Origin of the sequence: Bacillus sp. BS1807G30, from assembly GCF_040047675.1 — a bacterium.
In the GTDB taxonomy this organism is placed as follows: Bacteria; Bacillota; Bacilli; order Bacillales; family Bacillaceae; genus Bacillus; species Bacillus altitudinis.
This window is the reverse complement of record NZ_CP157353.1, coordinates 1,548,311-1,566,544: the sequence shown is the minus strand read 5'-3', so window position 1 is coordinate 1,566,544 and position 18,234 is coordinate 1,548,311. Positions and strand designations below refer to the sequence as shown.

Genomic DNA, 18,234 nt, shown 5'->3' with positions numbered 1-18,234 from the left:
TGCACCACCCTCTAAATTCCACCGAACCTCCGGCCGCGGCGCTGGTACTCTCCGATAGCGCCTATGAGATGCTCATCAGAAAAGTCAGGCCAAAGCACATCCGTAAAGACAAACTCGCTGTATGCAATTTGCCAAAGCATAAAGTTGCTTAATCTAATTTCTCCACTCGTGCGAATAAGCAAATCCGGATCTTGAAGAGATTCTGTCATTAAATAAGCTGAAAACATCTCTTCTGTGATGTCTTCTGCTCGAAGCTTGCCTTCTTTGACTTTTTCAGAAATTTGTCTGCATGCAGAAATAATTTCTGTCCGTCCTCCATAATTGAGCGCAAAATTTAAAATGAGTCCGTCATTATTCGCCGTACTCTTCACTGCGTTCTCTACCGCTTTTTTCGTATGCTGCGGGAGGCCGTCTGGATCACCTGTTAAACGTACACGGACATTTTCCTCGATGAGTTCAGGCAGATAGATGTTTAGAAACTCTTCAGGAAGCTTCATTAAAAAGTCTACTTCTAGTTTTGGACGTTTCCAATTTTCTGTAGAGAAAGCATACAAAGTCAGCACTTTGACATTCAGCTCATTTGCAAGCTTTGTCATGCGCTTGACAACTTTCATTCCTTCATGATGTCCTGCTACCCGTGGAAGCGCACGTTTCTTCGCCCATCTTCCATTCCCATCCATGATAATGGCGATATGTTCAGGAATTTCTCCATTTAATATGTCTTCTTTTGTCAGGCTTTCTAAGTTGGAAGCTGCTGTTTGCTGATTCTTCCAATTTTTGAGTATATTGAGCATGAGATTCCTCCATCACCCAAAAAGGTTGCGTTCCCGCTAATAATATAGTCCTCAACAGTATTAACAAAAAAACCCCCTGTAAACATGAAGAGGGTCTTTTCACTATTATCTATTGTACATAGTTTTTTCTTAAACTTCCATGATTTCTTTTTCTTTATCTTTTGTCACTTCATCAATTTTAGCGACATATTCATCTGTCAATTTTTGAACATCCTCTGTAGATGATCTTAATTCATCTTCAGTGATCTCCCCATTTTTCTCTAGCTTTTTCAATTCATCGTTTGCATCACGACGAACGTTACGAACAGCTACTTTTGCTTCTTCTGAGTATTTTCTCACAACTTTTACAAGTTCTTTACGTCTTTCTTCTGTTAGTGCTGGGATCGCAATACGGATCACGTTTCCGTCACTTGTTGGTGTGATACCAAGATCAGACTTTTGGATCGCCTTTTCGATATCACCGATCGCTGTTTTATCGTAAGGTGTGATAATCAGCATACGTGCTTCTGGCACTGTAATTGACGCAATTTGGTTTAGTGGTGTTTGCGCACCATAGTAATCCACTGTTACTTTGTCTAAAAGGGAGGCATTAGCTCTGCCCGCACGGACAGTTGCTAGTTCACGTCCGTATGCTTGAACGGCTTTTTCCATTTTTTCTTTTGTTTGGTTCAACACTTCTTTTGACACGTTATTTCCCCCTCACGATCGTTCCGATTGATTCGCCATTGACGGCACGTTTAATATTTCCTTCTTCCATAATAGAGAAGACGATTAATGGAATGTCATTGTCCATACATAATGAGGACGCAGTAGAATCCATTACAGCAAGCCCTTCTTTTAGTACATCAAGATATGAAAGCTTATCATATTTTACTGCATCCGCATCTGTACGAGGATCAGCACTGTAGACACCGTCTACATTGTTTTTCGCCATTAAAATGACATCTGCTTCAATTTCAGCTGCACGAAGTGCTGCTGTTGTATCAGTAGAGAAATAAGGGTTACCAGTACCTGCAGCAAAAATCACGACACGTTTCTTCTCAAGGTGACGGATCGCTTTTCTTCTTATGTATGGCTCTGCAACCTGTCTCATTTCGATAGAGGTTTGTACTCTAGACTGAATGCCAAGCGTTTCTAGGCTGTCTTGTAATGCCAATGAATTCATCACTGTTGCAAGCATCCCCATATAGTCTGCTGTTGCCCGGTCCATTCCTAAGTCACTGCCTGTCTTACCACGCCAAAGGTTTCCTCCACCTACAACGACTGCAACTTCAACATCAAGTTCTGCAATTTCTTTTACTTGCTTTGCAATTGATTGAATGACAGTTGGGTTAATTCCATTTCCAGCATCACCAGCTAGTGCTTCTCCACTTAGCTTCAGTACAATGCGATTATATTTCGGTTTGCTCATGATAACCTCCAAGTGTAAACTATACCGTCTCTTATTATGCGTAAGAAACCGCCTTTTGTAAATCAATATCCTCTAAAAAATAGGGAACACAGTGCTTGTGCTCCCTAAAAAAGCCCCAGAGAGCTTTTCAAACATTATTTTTTCACTTGGCTCATGACTTCTTCAGCAAAGTTGTCTTGACGCTTTTCGATACCTTCGCCCACTTCATAGCGAACATAAGTTTGAACAGTTGCGTTTTTCGCACCTACAACTTGTTTCACTTTTTCATCTGGGTTTTTAACGAATGCTTGGTCAAGTAAGCAAATTTCTTCGAAGAATTTGTTTAGACGGCCTTCTACCATTTTAGCAACGATATTTTCAGGCTTTCCTTCTTGAAGCGCTTGTTGTGTTAATACTTCACGCTCACGGTTTGCTTCTTCTTCAGACACTTGGTCACGAGAAATGTATTTAGGGTTTACAGCAGCAACGTGCATTGCGATGTCTCTCGCAAGCTCTTCATCAGTTGTTCCGTTAAGAACCGCTAATACACCGATGCGTCCGCCCATGTGTAAGTAAGAACCGAATGCAGCGTTATCTTCTTTTGTGATGACTGAGAAACGGCGCAGCGTAATTTTTTCTCCGATTTTCGCAATTGCAGAAGTAATATGTTCTTCAACTGTTGAACCATTTTCCATTTTAGAAGCATGTGCTTCTTCAATTGTTGCAGGTTTCGCAGCAAGTAAATGATCAGCAAGTTCGTTAAGAAGATTTTGGAATCCTTCGTTTTTCGCAACGAAATCAGTCTCAGAGTTCACTTCTAGGATAACGCCAGTGTTGCCGTCAGTTTTAATAAGAGTTAATCCTTCTGCCGCAATACGGTCTGCTTTTTTCGCAGCTTTTGCGATCCCTTTTTCTCTTAGAAGATCGATTGCTTTATCGATGTCACCATCAGTTTCTGTTAACGCTTTTTTACAGTCCATCATACCTGCACCAGTTTTTTGACGCAGTTCTTTTACTAATTGAGCAGTAATTGCCATTTTACATTTCCTCCTTCTATGTTAAAACACGGATTACTAGGTGAAAAAAAGGTGATAAAAGGCAGTTCCCTCTTATCACCTTTTGAATAGGTTACGCAGTTGTTGTTTCAGTTTCTGTCGTTTCTTCTACAACAGCTTCTTCTTCGCCTTGTTTAGACTCAAGAATCGCATCTGCCATTTTAGCAGTTAGAAGTTTTACAGCACGGATTGCATCATCGTTTGCAGGGATCACAACATCAATTTCGTCTGGATCACAGTTTGTGTCAACGATACCGATAATTGGGATATTCAATTTACGAGCTTCTGCAACTGCAATACGCTCTTTACGAGGGTCGATAATGAAAAGTGCATCTGGAAGACCCTTCATGTCTTTGATTCCGCCTAGGAATTTTTCAAGACGTTCTAATTCTTTTTTCAGTTGAACGACTTCTTTCTTAGGAAGAACTTCGAACGTACCGTTTTCTTGCATTTTTTCAATATCTTTTAAACGTTTGATACGTTTTTGGATTGTTTCAAAGTTTGTTAACGTTCCACCAAGCCAGCGTTGGTTTACATAGAACATACCAGAACGGATTGCTTCTTCTTTCACTGAATCTTGTGCTTGCTTTTTCGTACCAACGAAAAGGATTTTTCCTCCATCAGCAGCAAGGTTTTTCGTGAAGTTGTAAGCTTCCTCTACTTTTTTCACCGTTTTTTGAAGATCGATGATGTAGATACCGTTACGCTCTGTAAAGATGTAACGCTTCATTTTTGGGTTCCAACGGCGTGTTTGGTGACCGAAGTGAACACCAGCTTCTAGCAATTGTTTCATAGAAATAACTGACATGTTGTTGCCTCCTAATATAATGGTTTTTTTTCCTCCGCTTAAGTCATGTTCACATAAAACTGCGCCACGGCAGCACCTTCATACGAATCATTAAGCGTGTGTATTTAACACCAAGAAATAATATAACACATGATGGACTGACAATCAAGAATCCTTTACAGCTTTCCGCTAAATTTTAATAAAAGCTCGATTTCTGTCTTGCCCGTTTTTAATTCTTTCGCTATTTCTTCTAATGATAGCCCTTGATCATATAAGGCCTTTACTTGATCCTCAAATGTTTCTTCTATTTCACTTTCAGAAGGCACAGAAGCTTCTGTTTCAAGACTTGAAACGGGTTCGTTTACCTTCTCTTCCTGCACCTCAACTTCGCTAAGGAGAGCCGACAGGTGCTCTGGAACTGGATCTTCACTTTCTACCGATTGCTGGGATTCAATTGGTGGTTGTGGCTGCTTTGGTGTCTGAAGATCCGATTTCAGCTCTTCAGCAGAAAAATCAGGGGAAGTGGCTGCAGCTTTTGATAGTTTTTCATTCTCTTCTTTGACTTCCATCAAAAATGCAGCCAGGGTATTTTCCGTTTCTTCTAAAAGCTCTCGCTGCTTTTGTTCTGTTGCCTTCAGCGAATTCATTCTCGTGTATAAAATGATCACAAAATAAATAAGTGCAGCATGAAGCATAAAGCTAATCAGCCATAGCATATTTTTTCACTCACTAACTCTTTAAGATTGAATGGCTTTATCAAGCAGATGCTTAAGCTTGAACAATGCCTTTGAATGAATTTGCGAAATGCGGGAGGTCGATAAGTTAAGCACTTGACCGATTTCCGTTAACGTCAATTCCTCTTTATAGAAAAGACTAATCACAAGCTTTTCTTTTTCGGAAAGCTCTGTCATTTTTTCGGCAAGCTGCTCAATTAATTCATCTTTCAACATTTTCTCTTCAGGTGTCACAGTCTTTTCGTCGCGAATCATGACTTGAACGTTTTCTCCGTCTTCTTGATCATGTAGCTTCTCATCAATCGAGAGCAAATTCGCAAAGAACCCTTCATTCATCGTTGTGACCACATCTTGTTCACTCATGCCGAGTTCTTCAGCAACCTCTGTTGGTGTCACATTTCGCAAATATCGCTGTTCAAGCTTTTCAATTGCCGCTTCTACTTTTTTTGTTTTTTCTCTTGATGTACGAGGCAGCCAGTCCTCTTTACGAAGACCGTCGATGATGGCCCCACGAATTCTGAAGGATGCATATGTATCAAACTTCAGATCTCTTCCGGGGTCAAATTTTTCAAGGGCATCATATAAACCGAGCATCCCTAGACTGATCAAGTCTTCTTTGTGCACTGACTTCGGGAGACCGATGGAAATTCTTCCAACATGATATGTGACGAGCGGCATATAGCGGCGCATAAGATCATCTCCAGCAGCTGGGTCCTTCCACTCTTTCCATCTAGCCCATAGCGCCTGATCTTCGTAATTTAAGGATTGCATCTTTCTCCCCCTATACTTCCTTAGTTATATCTTCATAATGCCTTGTTTCACAGTGCGGATCTCAAGTTCTGTTGTAAGCGGATCGAATTCAATCGTGCGTCCATTGTTTCCGCCCGTGTCCTCACTAATGATCGGGATATGATGAAGAGACAGATGTTCTTTCACAGCTGATACATTTCTAGGTCCAATTCTCATCAGATCATTGGTTGACTTAAATTTAAACATTTCTGCGCCGCCAGCAAGCTTCGCTTTTAGCGCATGTTTGCGTGCTCCTTCTTTTAAGAGCAGATCAATTGTATGCTTGACACCTGTATCTGCATACTTAGCCAAGTTCTCTACCGCTCCTTTTGAAAGAGAGGAGTCTGGAAGCATGACATGGACAAGTCCTGCCAGTTTTTTTTCTTGGTCAAAAAGGACAAGTCCTACGCAAGAACCAAGACCGGATGTCCGAATACGGTCCGGTGTTTTCACAAGCTGAACATCCGCTATACCAACCTTTACAACTGCCGGAATCTGCACGTTCATTATAGGTTACCTAATGCTTTGAACAGTTTTTCAAACGATTCAAAGTCTGGTAATAGAAACATATTTCCTTTCAGCTCTTGCTTATTTTGATCATCAAAAATCGATGTATCAATCACAATTGCCTGATCGCCGAGAGGACTAAACTGCATTAACCCTTCACTAATGACAGCCCCGAACATATCGAGCGTGACATCTGGAACACTTGGGTGAAGCTGCAGTTTTGTTAAATCGGCAAGTGCTGATAAATAAGAACCTGCTAAAATATTTCCTAGCTCATGAAGCGCTGATGTTCCTAGCATGTGTTCATGAATCGTATCAATATCAAATGCTGGGTCCTGAACAAGCTCCCTTACAAATTGTTCAGCTTGTTCAAACGGCATAATGAAAAAGATTGAACCGGTAAGATCACCCTCCATTCGCAAAAAGATACTGGCAACTGGAAGGTCTGCTCCACCAAAGAAATCCATTAAATCTTCAAACGAGAGAACTTTGACAAAAGGAACAGCCATATCAATTTTGCGATTCAATAGGCTGGCAAGAGCAGACGCTGCATGGCCTGCTCCGATATTCCCAACCTCACTTAATATATCTAGCTGTTCATCTTTAATTTCATTGAAAATGCTCATTTCACATCCCCCTTAATGAACAGGTGCATCTTGCACGCTCTTGTCGAGGACCGCACCAGCATGAATGATATTGAATAGACGCTGATCATGCTTAATAATTCCTGTCACCCATGACAGTCCTTCTTTTTCAGCTGAATCAGTAGAAGATTCTACCTCTTCCTGATGGACAGTAATGACATCATTTGCTTCATCAACAATCCAGCCGACTTCAATGTCACCAACTTGTACAATAATCATTCTTGTTTCGTCTGTAATCTCGTTGTCAGTTGATCCAAGTCTCACTCTAAGGTCAATGACAGGTGTCACGACACCGCGTAGATTAATGACACCGCATATATAAGGGGCAACGCCAGGAACTCTTGTCGGCTGCTGCCATTTTTCAATGGACTTTACTTCTGATACTGAAATGGCGTATTCTTTTTTGTTTACGATAAACACAATCATCTTTTCGCCAGTTTTGATATCTGTACTCATTTCAGACCGCTCCTCTATTGTTTTTTACTTGATCAGTGCATTACAGTCAACGATGAGTGCAACCTGACCGTCACCTAAGATTGTTGCGCCTGATATCGCAAATACGTTTGGTAGGTAATCTCCAAGTGATTTTAATACGACCTCTTGCTGACCGATAAACGAATCGACCACAAATGCTGTTAGCTTGTCTCCTTTACGGACAACAATAATGTGCAGTTCTTCTTCTAAATCATTCGCATTTGGTACGTTGAACTGTTTCTTCAAGTACACAACCGGTACGATAAATCCGCGGAAATCAATGACTTCACGATCATGCGTTTGAAGGATGTCACTCTTCTTAATGACAGCCGTTTCTATAATAGAAGAAATCGGAATAGCAAATGTTTCTTCCTCTAGTTTCACAAGAAGTACGGAAATGATCGATAATGTGAGTGGAAGCTGAATTGAGAACAGTGAGCCTTGACCTTCTGTTGAGTTAATACTCACAGAACCACCTAATGATTCCAGCTTGTTTTTCACAACGTCAAGACCTACACCCCGGCCCGAGATATCAGAAATCGTATCCGCTGTAGAGAACCCTGCTGCAAAGATCAATGAATCAATTTGATGATCTTCAAGCGTTTCCGCTTCTCTTTCTGTAATAACCCCGCGCTCTAATGCTTTTTCAAGGACCTTTTTACGGTTAATCCCGCCGCCATCATCTTCTACTTCAATGAAGACATGGTTTCCGCTATGATACGCTTTTAATAGAACGGTTCCTTTTTCTGGTTTGCCTTTTTTCACACGTTCTTCTGGTGATTCAATCCCGTGATCGAGACTGTTTCTAAGTAAGTGTAAGAGCGGATCGCCAATTTCATCGATCACTGTTCGATCAAGCTCTGTCTCAGCACCTTCAATGATCAGTTCAATTTTCTTATTGAGCTCTTTCGTCAATTGACGAATCATACGAGGGAATCTGTTAAACACCGTTTCTACAGGCACCATTCTCATGTTCAAGATGATCGATTGCAGGTCGCCAGAAATACGGGACATTCTTTCCACTGTATCCGTGAGTTCGTTGTTTTCAAGTTCTTTGGCAATCTGTTCTAAACGTCCTCTATCTATGACAAGCTCTTCAAACAGGTTCATAAGTGAATCTAGACGATCGATGTTGACACGGATCGTTTTCGTTCCGCCGGCAGCTGCACCGTTATTGCCATTTGCTTTTGGCGCATCGTTTGCTGGCGCTTTAGTGGCAGGAACTGTGGCTTCTTCATTTTTCTGCTCAGGTTTCGCTGCTTTTGTTTCAGCCGGAGCCGCTTCTTCAAAGGCAGAGACTTCAGAAATCTCCACTTGTTCAACCTCTGAGATCGCTGTCACGATTTTTTTCACTTCTTCCATCGGCTGTTTCGATAAGTAAGAAATGCTGAATTCAGATTCAAAATCTTCTGATTCTAAAAGTTCTGCATTCGGAACCGTTTTGACAACTTCTCCTGCTTCGTTCAGTCTTTCAAAAATCATATAGACACGAACGGCTTTTAATAAGCATGCGTCGCTTAATGTCACGGTCAGCTCATAACATTTAAAGCCTTGTTCTCTTGCTTCATCAAGAACTGTACGCTCAAATTCGTTATAATTTAGGTCGCTTGCAGCTGATGATGCTTCAGCTGTCTCAACGGCAGATGCTGTTTCTGCATGGCTTCCTGTCACATCTAGTTTTTTACTAATCTCCGTGACATCACGTTTTCCATCCCCGCCCTCTGCAATCGATTGAACCATTGCTTCAAGGTGATCGAGTGCTTCAAACATCGTATCCATTGATTCAGGAGTGACAATCATTTGTTCGTTTCTGATGGCATCAAACATGTTTTCTAAATGATGTGTTAATTGAGCCATATCATCATAGCCCATCGTTGCACTCATGCCTTTCAGTGTATGAGCGGCTCTGAATATATCATTCACTAGCTGCAAGTCTGTTGGGTTCTTTTCTAATTCAAGAAGTTTTTCATTACAAGTTTGTAAGTGTTCTCTGCTTTCATCTAAAAAGATATCTAAGTATTGGTTTACATCCAACGTGTTCACGCCCTCTCTTTTTTCATGGAGCTTATAATTGCATGTGCGATGTCATCCACATGCCTTGTTTCATGTGCAAGGCCTGCTTTAATGACTGATTTAGGCATTCCGAAAACAACACATGATTCTTCTTTTTCTGCAATGACTTTTGTATGACCGCTTGCGACCATTTTTTTGACACCTTCTGTGCCGTCACTACCCATTCCTGTCATAATGACAGCGATTTTCTCGTAACCTTTTATGTTGCTGATGGATTCAAATAAATAGTTAACAGAAGGTTTGTGACGGCTGTCAGTGTCTTCTGGGGACAGCCTGATCACTAAAGCTGCCCCTTGTTCATGAAGTGACATATTCAATCCACCAGGAGCTATGTAAGCCACTCCATTTTTAGCGATGTCTCCATCTTGAGCTTCTTTGATTGTAATTTGTGATAAATGATCTAATCTAGTAGCCAGCGATGCCGTAAATCCTGCCGGCATATGCTGCACAATCAAAATCGGCGCCTCTATGTCTTTTGGCAGCTTCGTGACGACTCGTTGAAGCGCCCTAGGCCCTCCCGTAGAAGTTCCGATTGAAATAATCTTTCGGAGTGATGAGCCGCTTCTTACTTCTTGCAGGCGGGGAGCGGCCGCTGGAATTGGACTTGGCGGCTTCATGAACGGCTTAGGAGAAACTTGTTTCTCAGTACGTTTTCTAGACAGGCCTGCCGCAAGTACCCGCTCTACAATTTGACCTCTTACTTTGTGTAAATCGAGCGAAATACTTCCTGAAGGCTTTGTCACAAAGTCAAAAGCACCGAGTTCTAAGCAATGGATGGTTAATTCCTTCCCTTGCTTCGTCTGGCTTGACACCATAATCACAGCAAGGTCGTGTTCAGCCAGAATTTGTTTTAATGCTTCTGTTCCATTTAGAACAGGCATTTCCACATCAAGTGTGACAACATCTGGATTCAATTCCTTAATCCGTTTTAAGGCATCTTCTCCATTTCTCGCCGTTCCGACGACTTCAATTTCTTGCTCGGCACTTAGGAAATCACTGATGAGTTTTCTCATAAAAGCCGAGTCATCTACTACAAGCACTCTAATCATGAGTCCACTTTCCTCCTTTTAAAAAAAGAGGACAACTTATCTATAAACGTATGCTGCTCTCTCTGTGCCTCTCTTATCTGCTGATGATAAAGTGTTTCAGCCAACATTTTAATGGTTTTACTTAGCCTTGAATGAGGCTGCTTCATATAAAATGGTATTTGTTCAGTGACTGCTTTAGGAACAGCAGGATCATCAGGTACCGCACCAGCAAACACAAGCTTTCGGTGTAGAAATGACGTCACCACTCCCGCTAATTTCCGGTACGTTTCAGATCCTTCCGAAGGGGTTTTACACCGGTTGACAATGATTTGAACAGACTGTTCAAACTGATGAATGGCTAAGTGCTTAATTGCGCTGTAGGCATCCATGATGGATGTTGGTTCTGGCGTTGTCACAACGACCACCTCACCTGCCGATAAGACAAAAGGGAGTTGATCTTTTGACAAGCCTGCACCCATATCAAAGAATATACAATCAAAGTCATTCAATATTTTCTCCATCTCTTCTAAAAAGAACGACCATTGATCTTTGTCTAAAGAAAACAGCTGTTCAAGCCCGCTTCCGCCAGAAATGTAATACAGATTGTCCGTTCCTTTTGTCATAGCCGCTTGGAAGGATTTTTTTCTAACAAGCACGTCTAATATAGAGCTGGTCGATGTTTTCCCTAGTAAAATATCAATATTCCCCATGCCAAAGTCGAGATCAATAATGAGCACTTGCTTGCCTGTTTTTGCGATAGACAGTGCCATATTCAGCGTCAAATTCGATTTACCTACCCCGCCTTTACCGCTCATGACAGCAATGGTTTTCGCCTGTCCATTCGCATGAAGAGAGTTCGGTACAATCATTTGGTTCTGCTGAACAAGCTTTCTTAAACCTTCGGCTTGGTCAGGCTTCATCATTGTAAGACCATCCTTGTCAAATCAAGGGGGGAACTCTCAAGAATATCCTCAGGCACATTTTGGCCATTTGTTAAAAACCCTAGCCCGATTTGAGATTCTGCAATGATTTGAAAGATCGTTCCCACCGTGTCTGTTTCATCAACTTTTGTGAAAATAAATTGATCGATTGGAACAGGTTCAAATCGATTGACCATGGCTTTCATATCTTGATATTTCGATGTCGCACTCATGACAAGAAAGCTTTGAATGCTTTCATCAAATGGAATGATATCCGTCAGCTCTTTGATGTACGCCTCTTCTTTAAAGTTACGGCCTGCTGTATCGATGAAAATATGATCATAGTCTTTAAAGGTCTGCTGTGCTTTCACAAAGTCCTCTCTTGAATAACAAACTTCAAGAGGTGCATTCAGCAGTTCAGCATATGTTTTTAGTTGTTCAATCGCTGCAATCCGGTACGTATCTGTTGTGATAAAAGCAATTTTCTTTTGCTGCTGAATGGCTGTTTTCGCAGCCAGCTTTGCAATCGTTGTCGTTTTACCAGCACCAGTTGAACCAAACAACACAATGTATTTCGAACGAATCATCGGCTCATCAGAAGTGTGAGCCGGCAGCATCCCTGTGAGTAGTTTTTCAAGTTCTTTTTCAATCTGCTCTTCTTTCACAGCACCTTTTGTTAAAAGACCCTTTAAGCACTCATCTCGAATCTCATCATCAAGACCTTGATCCTTTAGCTTTTGATCCATTTTCATGAGAGAATCCGGCAAGATCCCGGCATGGCGTTCGTTTCTTGCATATTCTAAAGGCTGAGAATGAGAAGGCGCTGCTTTAACGGCTTGAGTGGCAGCCGGCAGCTCTTGCGTAAGATGTTGAATCTGCTCCTTTTTCGGTAACACCGGGATAGGCGCAGCTGCTGGTTGTAATCCTTTACCGGCTCTTTCTTCAAAATCTTGATCCAGCACTGCAATCACTTCGACCATTTGCTGTTTCTTTAAACCGAACAGCTTTCGTTTGACAACGGTTTTCGAATTTAATATGACGGCATCCTTCCCAAGCTGCTGCCTGATTTGGATCGTTGCCTCCTGCATAGAATTCGCTGTGATTTTTTTCATTTTCATTAGATATCCACCACTCCGATGCTCTGTACTTCCACATTTGCTTCTAGTTCGTTATAAGATAGTACCGGTAAATCTGGGAAATATCTTTCTAACAACTGTTTGACGTACATTCTTATAGGAGGTGAGCATAATAGAACCGGCGTTTCCTGACGAAGCGAAAGCTGTTCAATTTCTCTCGCCACTGATTGAATCACACTTTCAGAGGATTCTGGATCTAACGATAAGTAGTTCCCATGCTCCGTTTGCTGCACGCTGTCTGCAATCACCTTTTCGACTCGGCCTGAGCATGTCACGACTTTCAGTGATTCATTTTCTCTTGCATACTGTGCAGTAATCTGTCTTGCAAGTGCCTGTCTAACATACTCTGTTAGCAAGTCTGTATCAGTCGTTAATTTTCCGTAGTCTGCAAGGGTCTCAAAAATGGTCACAAGGTTTCGAATGGAGACCTTTTCTTTCAGAAGTTTTGCAAGTACTTTTTGGATATCCCCGACTGCTAATGGATTCGGTGTTACCTCATCAACTAAAACTGGATAACTTTCTTTTAGATGATCGATTAATTGCTTCGTTTCTTGGCGTCCAAGCAGTTCGTGGGTATTTTGTCTAATCTTCTCTGTGATGTGGGTAGACACAACAGATGCTGGATCGACCACTGTATACCCAAGCATTTCAGCCTGATCTTTTTCTGCTTCTGATATCCATTTTGCCGGCAGACCAAAGGATGGTTCGATTGTTTCAATTCCTTCAATCGGATCATCATCAGGCGTTGGGGACATCGCTAAGTAATGATCAAGCAGCAGCTCTCCTTTTGCCACTTCGTTCCCTTTTATTTTGAGCCTGTATTCATTCGGGTTCAGCGCAATGTTGTCTCGAATACGGACAACTGGAATGACAAGACCTAGTTCAAGAGCAAGCTGCCTTCTGATCATCACAATTCGGTCTAGCAGGTCTCCGCCTTGATTGGCATCTGCAAGTGGAATCAACCCGTAGCCAAATTCAAATTCAATGGCATCCATTTGCAGGAGATGAATGACACTTTCTGGACTTTTCATCTCTTCTACCTCTGCCTGTTCTTCCAGTACTTCTTCAATCTCTTCTTGATCCTGTTTGTTTTTCGACATCATGTACGCACCGAGTGCAAGTAAACCTGCGATCGGCCCTGTCAAAAGTACGCCAATTGGCGTAAACAATCCAAGCAGGAAGATCGTACCTGCTGTGACGTAAAGCATGGCAGGGAAGGCAAAGAGCTGACCCGTAATGTCTGAACCAAGGTTTCCGTTAGAAGCCGCTCTCGTGACAACAATCCCTGTCGCTGTTGAGATGAGAAGTGCAGGGATTTGCGACACAATTCCGTCCCCTACTGTTAAAAGAGTAAAGTGGGAAGCTGATTCTTGAATCGACATTCCTTGCTGAATCATCCCAATAATGATGCCAAAAATAATATTGATAATAACGATGATAATACCTGCGATGGCATCCCCTTTAACGAACTTACTTGCACCATCCATCGCACCATAAAAGTCTGCTTCTCTTGCTACTTTTTCACGGCGGTTTCTAGCTTCACTCTCTGTCAGCATTCCTGCATTCAAATCTGCGTCAATACTCATCTGTTTACCTGGCATCGCGTCGAGTGTAAATCTGGCCGCAACCTCTGATACACGCTCTGCCCCTTTGGTGATGACAACAAACTGAATGATGATCAGAATAAGGAAGACAACCAGACCAACAAGTATATTGCCCCCAACAACAAATGATCCAAACGTTTCTACAACCTTACCAGCATCTCCAGTTGATAAAATAGAACGGGTTGTAGAGATGTTAAGCCCTAAACGAAACAGTGTTAAGAGCAAAAGTAACGATGGAAAAATGGAAAATTGCAGTGGTTCTTGCATGTTCATTGTGGTGAGAAGCACGATAAGCGCAAGAGAAATATTAATAATGATTAAAATACTTAATAGGACGGGCGGAAACGGTATGACCAGCATCGCCACGATTAAAATAACACTGAATAAAACAGATAAATCTCTTGCTGACATGCCTGTTCTCTCCTTTTAAAACCAAAAATTCATAAAATCTTTTGTTTCGTTTTATATACGTAAGCCAAAATTTCTGCGATCGCCTTAAAATATTCTTCAGGCACCGCTTGGTTGATATCCACTTGATCGTAGAGGGCGCGGGCGAGCGGCCGGTTCTCTACAGTCATGACATCATGTTCTTTCGCAATTGTTCTAATTTTCAAAGCCAAAATATCCGTTCCCTTTGCCACAACAAACGGCGCGTCCATCTTTTCTTCGTCATATTTCAAGGCAATTGCGTAGTGGGTCGGGTTTGTAATGATGACGTCCGCTTTTGGGACTTCCTGCATCATCCGTCTCATGGCCATTTCCCTTTGCCGCTGTTTAATTTTTGATTTTATGAGCGGGTCACCCTCTGATTTTTTATACTCATCTTTGATGTCTTGTTTAGACATCCGTAAGTTTTTTTCATAATCAAATTTCTGATACATGTAGTCAAGCCCAGCTAAGATGAGAAGAGCACCTGCTGCATATAGACCCATAATCAAGGTCATATTTGCCACGAAATGAAGGGTTTCCTCTGCAGTGAGTAGAGGGAGCCGCAAGATTTCGTCAAAGTGCATCCATAGAGCGATAAATGTCGCAAAACCAACAAAACCAATTTTTAAAATGGATTTTAATAGCTCAACGAGTGCTCGAATACTGTATATTCGTTTAAACCCTTTGATTGGATCAAGCTTTTCTAATTTGGGCTTGATCACTTCAGTTGAAAAGAGAAATCCAACTTGTAAATAGTTACTGATGATCCCTGCCAGCATCCCAACACCAAGAATTGGCATGAGGAGGAGACCTGTCTCTTGAAGCAATTCCAAGAATAACTGGTGAATATTAGATGTGCTAACCTTCATTAGCATGGTTGTTGAATAAAAACGTTCAATGAGCGCAATAATACGCTCTTTCATAAAAGGCCCAATAAAAAAGAATGATAAAAAGATTAGTAGAAATGAGATGGCTGTATTGACGTCGGTACTTTTGGCAACCTGCCCTTTTTTACGTGAATCCCGTCTCTTTTTCGGTGTTGCTTTTTCTGTTTTTTCACCTGCGAAAAATTGCAAGTCGAGTCTAAGTCTTGTCGTCATGACGAACCACCGACCAATGCTAAGAAGTTCCTCATGGTGAGCACAATCGTTTCAAATGTATTTTGGACGACCCCGAAGATAACACCCATACAAATGATGATCATAATAAAACTCACGCCCATTTTAATGGGAAGTCCAACGACAAATACGTTCATTTGCGGAACTGTACGTGCCACAATTCCTAATGCCAAATCGACTAAAAACAAACTAGCCACAACAGGTGCTGAGATTTGAAAGGCTATGATGAACATTTGGTTGAAGCTCTTTGCAATAAAGTAAGCAAAGGATTCACTACCGAAGTTCAGTGCATACTGATCAACTTGAATATATTGAAAACTGTAATAGATTCCATCAAGCAGCAAATGATGTGCATTTGTTGCCAGCATCAGCAGCAAGGTCACCGTATAAAAAAACTGCCCCATCAGCGGCGTTTGCGCCCCTGTTTGTGGATCAATAATATTGGCGATCGCAAAACCCATTTGAAAATCGATGAATGAGCCGGCAATTTGAACAGCGGACACCATGATATATGCAATCAGTCCAAGAAGAAGTCCGACCATTGCTTCTTTCACGGCAAGCATCATGTAAAGACCGTCGATATCGAGTGCTGGCGGTTCTTTAATGGTGCTAAAACTAATGACAGCCAAAAACAGTGAAAAACCAACTCTGTGAACTGCTGGTATCGTTCGATGTGCTAATAGCGGCACTGTCACGAAAAAAGCGGTGATCCGAATGAAAACGAGAAGAAAGGCAGGAAATAATTCTATGATTGACATCTCTGATTAACCTGCAAATCGATCTAAATTCGAGAACAGCTCTGTTGTAAATGACACAATTGTTGAAAGCATCCACGGACCAAACACAACAAGTCCAATAAGCACTGCAACAATTTTTGGAATGAACGCAAGCGTCTGTTCTTGGATTTGGGTTGTCGCCTGAAACACACTGACAATTAGTCCCACGATTAGTGCGAGCGCTAGAAGCGGCCCGCTGACAAGTAATACAACATACACTGATCTTTCAGCCATCGTAATGACAAATTCTGAACTCATGTTTTAAGCACCTACTCTAAAAGCTTTGCAGCAAAGATTTAACAATCAAATACCATCCATCAACTAATACAAATAACAATATTTTGAAAGGGAGCGATATCATAACTGGCGGAAGCATCATCATCCCCATCGACATCAGGACACTTGCGACCACCATGTCAATAATTAAAAATGGAATAAAAATCATAAAACCAATTTGAAATGCCGTCTTTAATTCTGAAATTGCAAATGCTGGTACCATCGCCGTTAAGGGAATATCTTTAATCGATTCAGGGGTATCCATTTTTGCGTAACTAAGAAATAAAGCCAAATCTTTCTGTCTCGTATGTTTACTCATAAACTCTTTAATTGGCACTTCGGCTTTTTCATAGGCCTGATTTAACGTAATATCATCATTTAAAAGCGGCGTGAGTGCCTCTTTATTAATCTCTGAGAACGTGGGTGCCATAATAAAAAATGTGAGAAACAAAGCAAGTCCTACAAGCACTTGGTTTGGCGGCATTGAGTTGGTTGCAAGTGATGTTCTGACGAACGAAAGAACAATCACAATCCGTGTAAAACAGGTCATTAAAATCAGAATGCCTGGTGCAACTGAAAATACAGTTAACAATAAAAGAAGACGGACAGATGTGCTAATATTCCCTGCGCCACTGGAATTAAATAAATCGATAAACTCATTCATTTTGTTTCGGGCCTTTCTTTCTGACTTCTGATTGGGTCTTTTTCAATTCGGCTAGCTGCGCCTTTAAATTGGCTGAAAAAGAAGAAGTGGTCGGCTGATCGTGTTTCTTCACTTGCGATGTTAATTTTTGCATCATTTTCGGTAAGTCAGTCTTACTTTCCATCGCTTCTTCGTATTGTTTCACAATCGCTTCGCATTCTTGTTCATCATCGATTTCTTTTAGCAGCTGGATTGAGTCTGCTACGCCGACAACTAATACTCGTTTGCCCACTTTGATCAGCTGAACTGAACGATTTTGACCAACCGTCGTTCCGCCAATATTTTCAACATAGCGAAATGGCTTGAGTAAGCGGTTTTGCTTTCCAACAAATCTCACCAATCCGTAAATGAGCAGGATGACAAAAAGTAAGGCACCAATCATTTTGACAAAATCCATAATGGAGACAGAAGAAGAGGGAACTTCTTCTGCCGGATTCGTTTGATTGTCAGTGGTTTTCTTTTCTGTATCCTTTTTGCTTTCTTTCTCATCTTTGAGCCAGTCATTCACTGTGCCATTTTCAGGATCTTTTGTTTCAGCAAACAGTGAGGCTGGCTGCGCTGTCAAGAAAAGCATAAAACTGATCATTGCTATACATATCAAACGTTTTTTCAACAAGTCTTACACCCTTTTTTAGCCTAACGTTTTATTAATTGCTTCAAGTACACGATCTGCCTGGAATGGCTTCACGATAAAGTCTTTTGCACCTGCTTGAATGGCATCAATAACCATTGATTGTTGTCCCATCGCTGAGCACATAATAATTTTTGCAGAAGCATCGATTTGTTTAATTTCTTTTAATGCTGTGATCCCGTCCATTTCTGGCATTGTGATATCCATTGTGACTAGATCAGGAGATGTTTCTTTATATTTTTCAACAGCTTGTGCGCCGTTTTCTGCTTCTCCTACTACATCAAATCCGTTTTTTACAAGAATATCCTTAATCATCATTCTCATGAATGCTGCATCATCTACGATTAATACCTTAGTAGCCATTTA

Annotated in this window: 21 protein-coding genes; all 21 read right to left on the bottom strand. The window is 41.4% G+C overall.

The genetic code is table 11. The features are described from left to right. Positions 1 to 11 precede the first annotated feature (11 nt). Positions 12 to 794, bottom strand: a complete 783-nt coding sequence (locus ABG082_RS08045) for an isoprenyl transferase (RefSeq protein ID WP_007499552.1) — start codon at positions 792 to 794, stop codon at positions 12 to 14. A 129-nt stretch (positions 795 to 923) separates the two neighbouring features. Further along, a complete protein-coding gene (gene frr / locus ABG082_RS08040; protein ID WP_008344764.1) occupies positions 924 to 1,481 on the bottom strand; it encodes a ribosome recycling factor in 558 nt (185 codons plus the stop codon). Position 1,482: 1 nt separating this feature from the next. After that, a complete protein-coding gene (pyrH, locus tag ABG082_RS08035) occupies positions 1,483 to 2,205 on the bottom strand; it encodes a UMP kinase (protein WP_008344767.1) in 723 nt (240 codons plus the stop codon). Positions 2,206 to 2,339: 134 nt separating this feature from the next. Then, positions 2,340 to 3,221: a translation elongation factor Ts gene (gene tsf / locus ABG082_RS08030; protein WP_007499558.1), complete on the bottom strand. Its 882-nt coding sequence runs from the start codon at positions 3,219 to 3,221 to the stop codon at positions 2,340 to 2,342. Positions 3,222 to 3,312: 91 nt separating this feature from the next. Then, on the bottom strand, positions 3,313 to 4,047 hold the full coding sequence (gene rpsB / locus ABG082_RS08025) for a 30S ribosomal protein S2 (RefSeq protein WP_007499561.1): 735 nt from the start codon (positions 4,045 to 4,047) through the stop codon (positions 3,313 to 3,315). Positions 4,048 to 4,202: 155 nt separating this feature from the next. After that, positions 4,203 to 4,742 carry a hypothetical protein gene (locus ABG082_RS08020; protein WP_017367254.1) on the bottom strand — a complete coding sequence of 180 codons (540 nt, stop codon included), beginning with the start codon at positions 4,740 to 4,742 and terminating at the stop codon, positions 4,203 to 4,205. Positions 4,743 to 4,763: 21 nt separating this feature from the next. Next, entirely contained in the window at positions 4,764 to 5,531 is a 768-nt protein-coding gene (locus ABG082_RS08015) for a FliA/WhiG family RNA polymerase sigma factor (protein WP_007499565.1), read from the bottom strand. A 24-nt stretch (positions 5,532 to 5,555) separates the two neighbouring features. Further along, positions 5,556 to 6,056, bottom strand: a complete 501-nt coding sequence (locus tag ABG082_RS08010) for a chemotaxis protein CheD (protein ID WP_007499566.1) — start codon at positions 6,054 to 6,056, stop codon at positions 5,556 to 5,558. Then, positions 6,056 to 6,682, bottom strand: a complete 627-nt coding sequence (locus ABG082_RS08005; RefSeq protein WP_017367253.1) for a chemotaxis protein CheC — start codon at positions 6,680 to 6,682, stop codon at positions 6,056 to 6,058. The genes ABG082_RS08010 and ABG082_RS08005 overlap by 1 nt, the downstream gene beginning before the upstream one ends. Before the next feature lie 12 nt (positions 6,683 to 6,694). After that, positions 6,695 to 7,156 (bottom strand): chemotaxis protein CheW, encoded by a 462-nt coding sequence (locus tag ABG082_RS08000; protein ID WP_008344771.1) that lies wholly within the window; start codon positions 7,154 to 7,156, stop codon positions 6,695 to 6,697. Positions 7,157 to 7,180: 24 nt separating this feature from the next. Continuing rightward, entirely contained in the window at positions 7,181 to 9,208 is a 2,028-nt protein-coding gene (locus tag ABG082_RS07995) for a chemotaxis protein CheA (protein ID WP_017359080.1), read from the bottom strand. Between the two features lie 5 nt (positions 9,209 to 9,213). Continuing rightward, entirely contained in the window at positions 9,214 to 10,296 is a 1,083-nt protein-coding gene (locus ABG082_RS07990; protein WP_008344775.1) for a chemotaxis response regulator protein-glutamate methylesterase, read from the bottom strand. Beyond that, positions 10,293 to 11,198 carry a MinD/ParA family protein gene (locus ABG082_RS07985; RefSeq protein ID WP_019744163.1) on the bottom strand — a complete coding sequence of 302 codons (906 nt, stop codon included), beginning with the start codon at positions 11,196 to 11,198 and terminating at the stop codon, positions 10,293 to 10,295. The genes ABG082_RS07990 and ABG082_RS07985 overlap by 4 nt, the downstream gene beginning before the upstream one ends. Continuing rightward, the gene (flhF, locus tag ABG082_RS07980) at positions 11,195 to 12,313 is read right to left on the bottom strand and encodes a flagellar biosynthesis protein FlhF (protein ID WP_348936737.1); all 1,119 of its coding nucleotides are present in this window, start codon (positions 12,311 to 12,313) and stop codon (positions 11,195 to 11,197) included. The genes ABG082_RS07985 and flhF overlap by 4 nt, the downstream gene beginning before the upstream one ends. Further along, entirely contained in the window at positions 12,313 to 14,346 is a 2,034-nt protein-coding gene (flhA, locus tag ABG082_RS07975; RefSeq protein ID WP_007499573.1) for a flagellar biosynthesis protein FlhA, read from the bottom strand. The genes flhF and flhA overlap by 1 nt, the downstream gene beginning before the upstream one ends. 29 nt (positions 14,347 to 14,375) lie before the next feature. Next, positions 14,376 to 15,464 (bottom strand): flagellar biosynthesis protein FlhB, encoded by a 1,089-nt coding sequence (gene flhB / locus ABG082_RS07970; RefSeq protein WP_007499576.1) that lies wholly within the window; start codon positions 15,462 to 15,464, stop codon positions 14,376 to 14,378. Next, the gene (gene fliR, locus ABG082_RS07965; protein ID WP_007499578.1) at positions 15,461 to 16,240 is read right to left on the bottom strand and encodes a flagellar biosynthetic protein FliR; all 780 of its coding nucleotides are present in this window, start codon (positions 16,238 to 16,240) and stop codon (positions 15,461 to 15,463) included. Before fliR ends, flhB begins: the two co-directional genes overlap by 4 nt. Positions 16,241 to 16,246: 6 nt before the next feature. Further along, positions 16,247 to 16,516, bottom strand: coding sequence for a flagellar biosynthesis protein FliQ (gene fliQ, locus ABG082_RS07960; RefSeq protein WP_003211206.1), 270 nt, complete (start codon positions 16,514 to 16,516; stop codon positions 16,247 to 16,249). A gap of 16 nt (positions 16,517 to 16,532) precedes the next feature. Next, positions 16,533 to 17,198 (bottom strand): flagellar type III secretion system pore protein FliP, encoded by a 666-nt coding sequence (gene fliP / locus ABG082_RS07955; protein ID WP_007499580.1) that lies wholly within the window; start codon positions 17,196 to 17,198, stop codon positions 16,533 to 16,535. Next, positions 17,191 to 17,850 (bottom strand): flagella biosynthesis regulatory protein FliZ, encoded by a 660-nt coding sequence (fliZ, locus tag ABG082_RS07950; RefSeq protein ID WP_024720357.1) that lies wholly within the window; start codon positions 17,848 to 17,850, stop codon positions 17,191 to 17,193. Before fliZ ends, fliP begins: the two co-directional genes overlap by 8 nt. A gap of 18 nt (positions 17,851 to 17,868) precedes the next feature. Further along, positions 17,869 to 18,231 carry a response regulator gene (locus tag ABG082_RS07945; protein WP_007499584.1) on the bottom strand — a complete coding sequence of 121 codons (363 nt, stop codon included), beginning with the start codon at positions 18,229 to 18,231 and terminating at the stop codon, positions 17,869 to 17,871. Positions 18,232 to 18,234 lie beyond the last annotated feature (3 nt).

Bases quoted from the DNA above. Each gene is read 5' to 3' on its own strand.
- rpsB (WP_007499561.1), bottom strand. From the start codon at position 4,047: ATGTCAGTTATTTCTATGAAACAATTGCTAGAAGCTGGTGTTCACTTC.
- flhB (WP_007499576.1), bottom strand. From the start codon at position 15,464: ATGACGACAAGACTTAGACTCGACTTGCAATTTTTCGCAGGTGAAAAA.
- ABG082_RS08020 (WP_017367254.1), bottom strand. From the start codon at position 4,742: ATGCTATGGCTGATTAGCTTTATGCTTCATGCTGCACTTATTTATTTT.
- flhA (WP_007499573.1), bottom strand. From the start codon at position 14,346: ATGTCAGCAAGAGATTTATCTGTTTTATTCAGTGTTATTTTAATCGTG.
- ABG082_RS07990 (WP_008344775.1), bottom strand. From the start codon at position 10,296: ATGATTAGAGTGCTTGTAGTAGATGACTCGGCTTTTATGAGAAAACTC.
- ABG082_RS08005 (WP_017367253.1), bottom strand. From the start codon at position 6,682: ATGAGCATTTTCAATGAAATTAAAGATGAACAGCTAGATATATTAAGT.
- pyrH (WP_008344767.1), bottom strand. From the start codon at position 2,205: ATGAGCAAACCGAAATATAATCGCATTGTACTGAAGCTAAGTGGAGAA.
- fliR (WP_007499578.1), bottom strand. From the start codon at position 16,240: ATGTCAATCATAGAATTATTTCCTGCCTTTCTTCTCGTTTTCATTCGG.
- ABG082_RS08015 (WP_007499565.1), bottom strand. From the start codon at position 5,531: ATGCAATCCTTAAATTACGAAGATCAGGCGCTATGGGCTAGATGGAAA.
- ABG082_RS07985 (WP_019744163.1), bottom strand. From the start codon at position 11,198: ATGATGAAGCCTGACCAAGCCGAAGGTTTAAGAAAGCTTGTTCAGCAG.
- fliQ (WP_003211206.1), bottom strand. From the start codon at position 16,516: ATGAGTTCAGAATTTGTCATTACGATGGCTGAAAGATCAGTGTATGTT.
- tsf (WP_007499558.1), bottom strand. From the start codon at position 3,221: ATGGCAATTACTGCTCAATTAGTAAAAGAACTGCGTCAAAAAACTGGT.
- ABG082_RS08000 (WP_008344771.1), bottom strand. From the start codon at position 7,156: ATGAGTACAGATATCAAAACTGGCGAAAAGATGATTGTGTTTATCGTA.
- fliP (WP_007499580.1), bottom strand. From the start codon at position 17,198: ATGAATGAGTTTATCGATTTATTTAATTCCAGTGGCGCAGGGAATATT.
- flhF (WP_348936737.1), bottom strand. From the start codon at position 12,313: ATGAAAATGAAAAAAATCACAGCGAATTCTATGCAGGAGGCAACGATC.
- ABG082_RS08045 (WP_007499552.1), bottom strand. From the start codon at position 794: ATGCTCAATATACTCAAAAATTGGAAGAATCAGCAAACAGCAGCTTCC.
- ABG082_RS07945 (WP_007499584.1), bottom strand. From the start codon at position 18,231: ATGGCTACTAAGGTATTAATCGTAGATGATGCAGCATTCATGAGAATG.
- ABG082_RS08010 (WP_007499566.1), bottom strand. From the start codon at position 6,056: ATGAACGTGCAGATTCCGGCAGTTGTAAAGGTTGGTATAGCGGATGTT.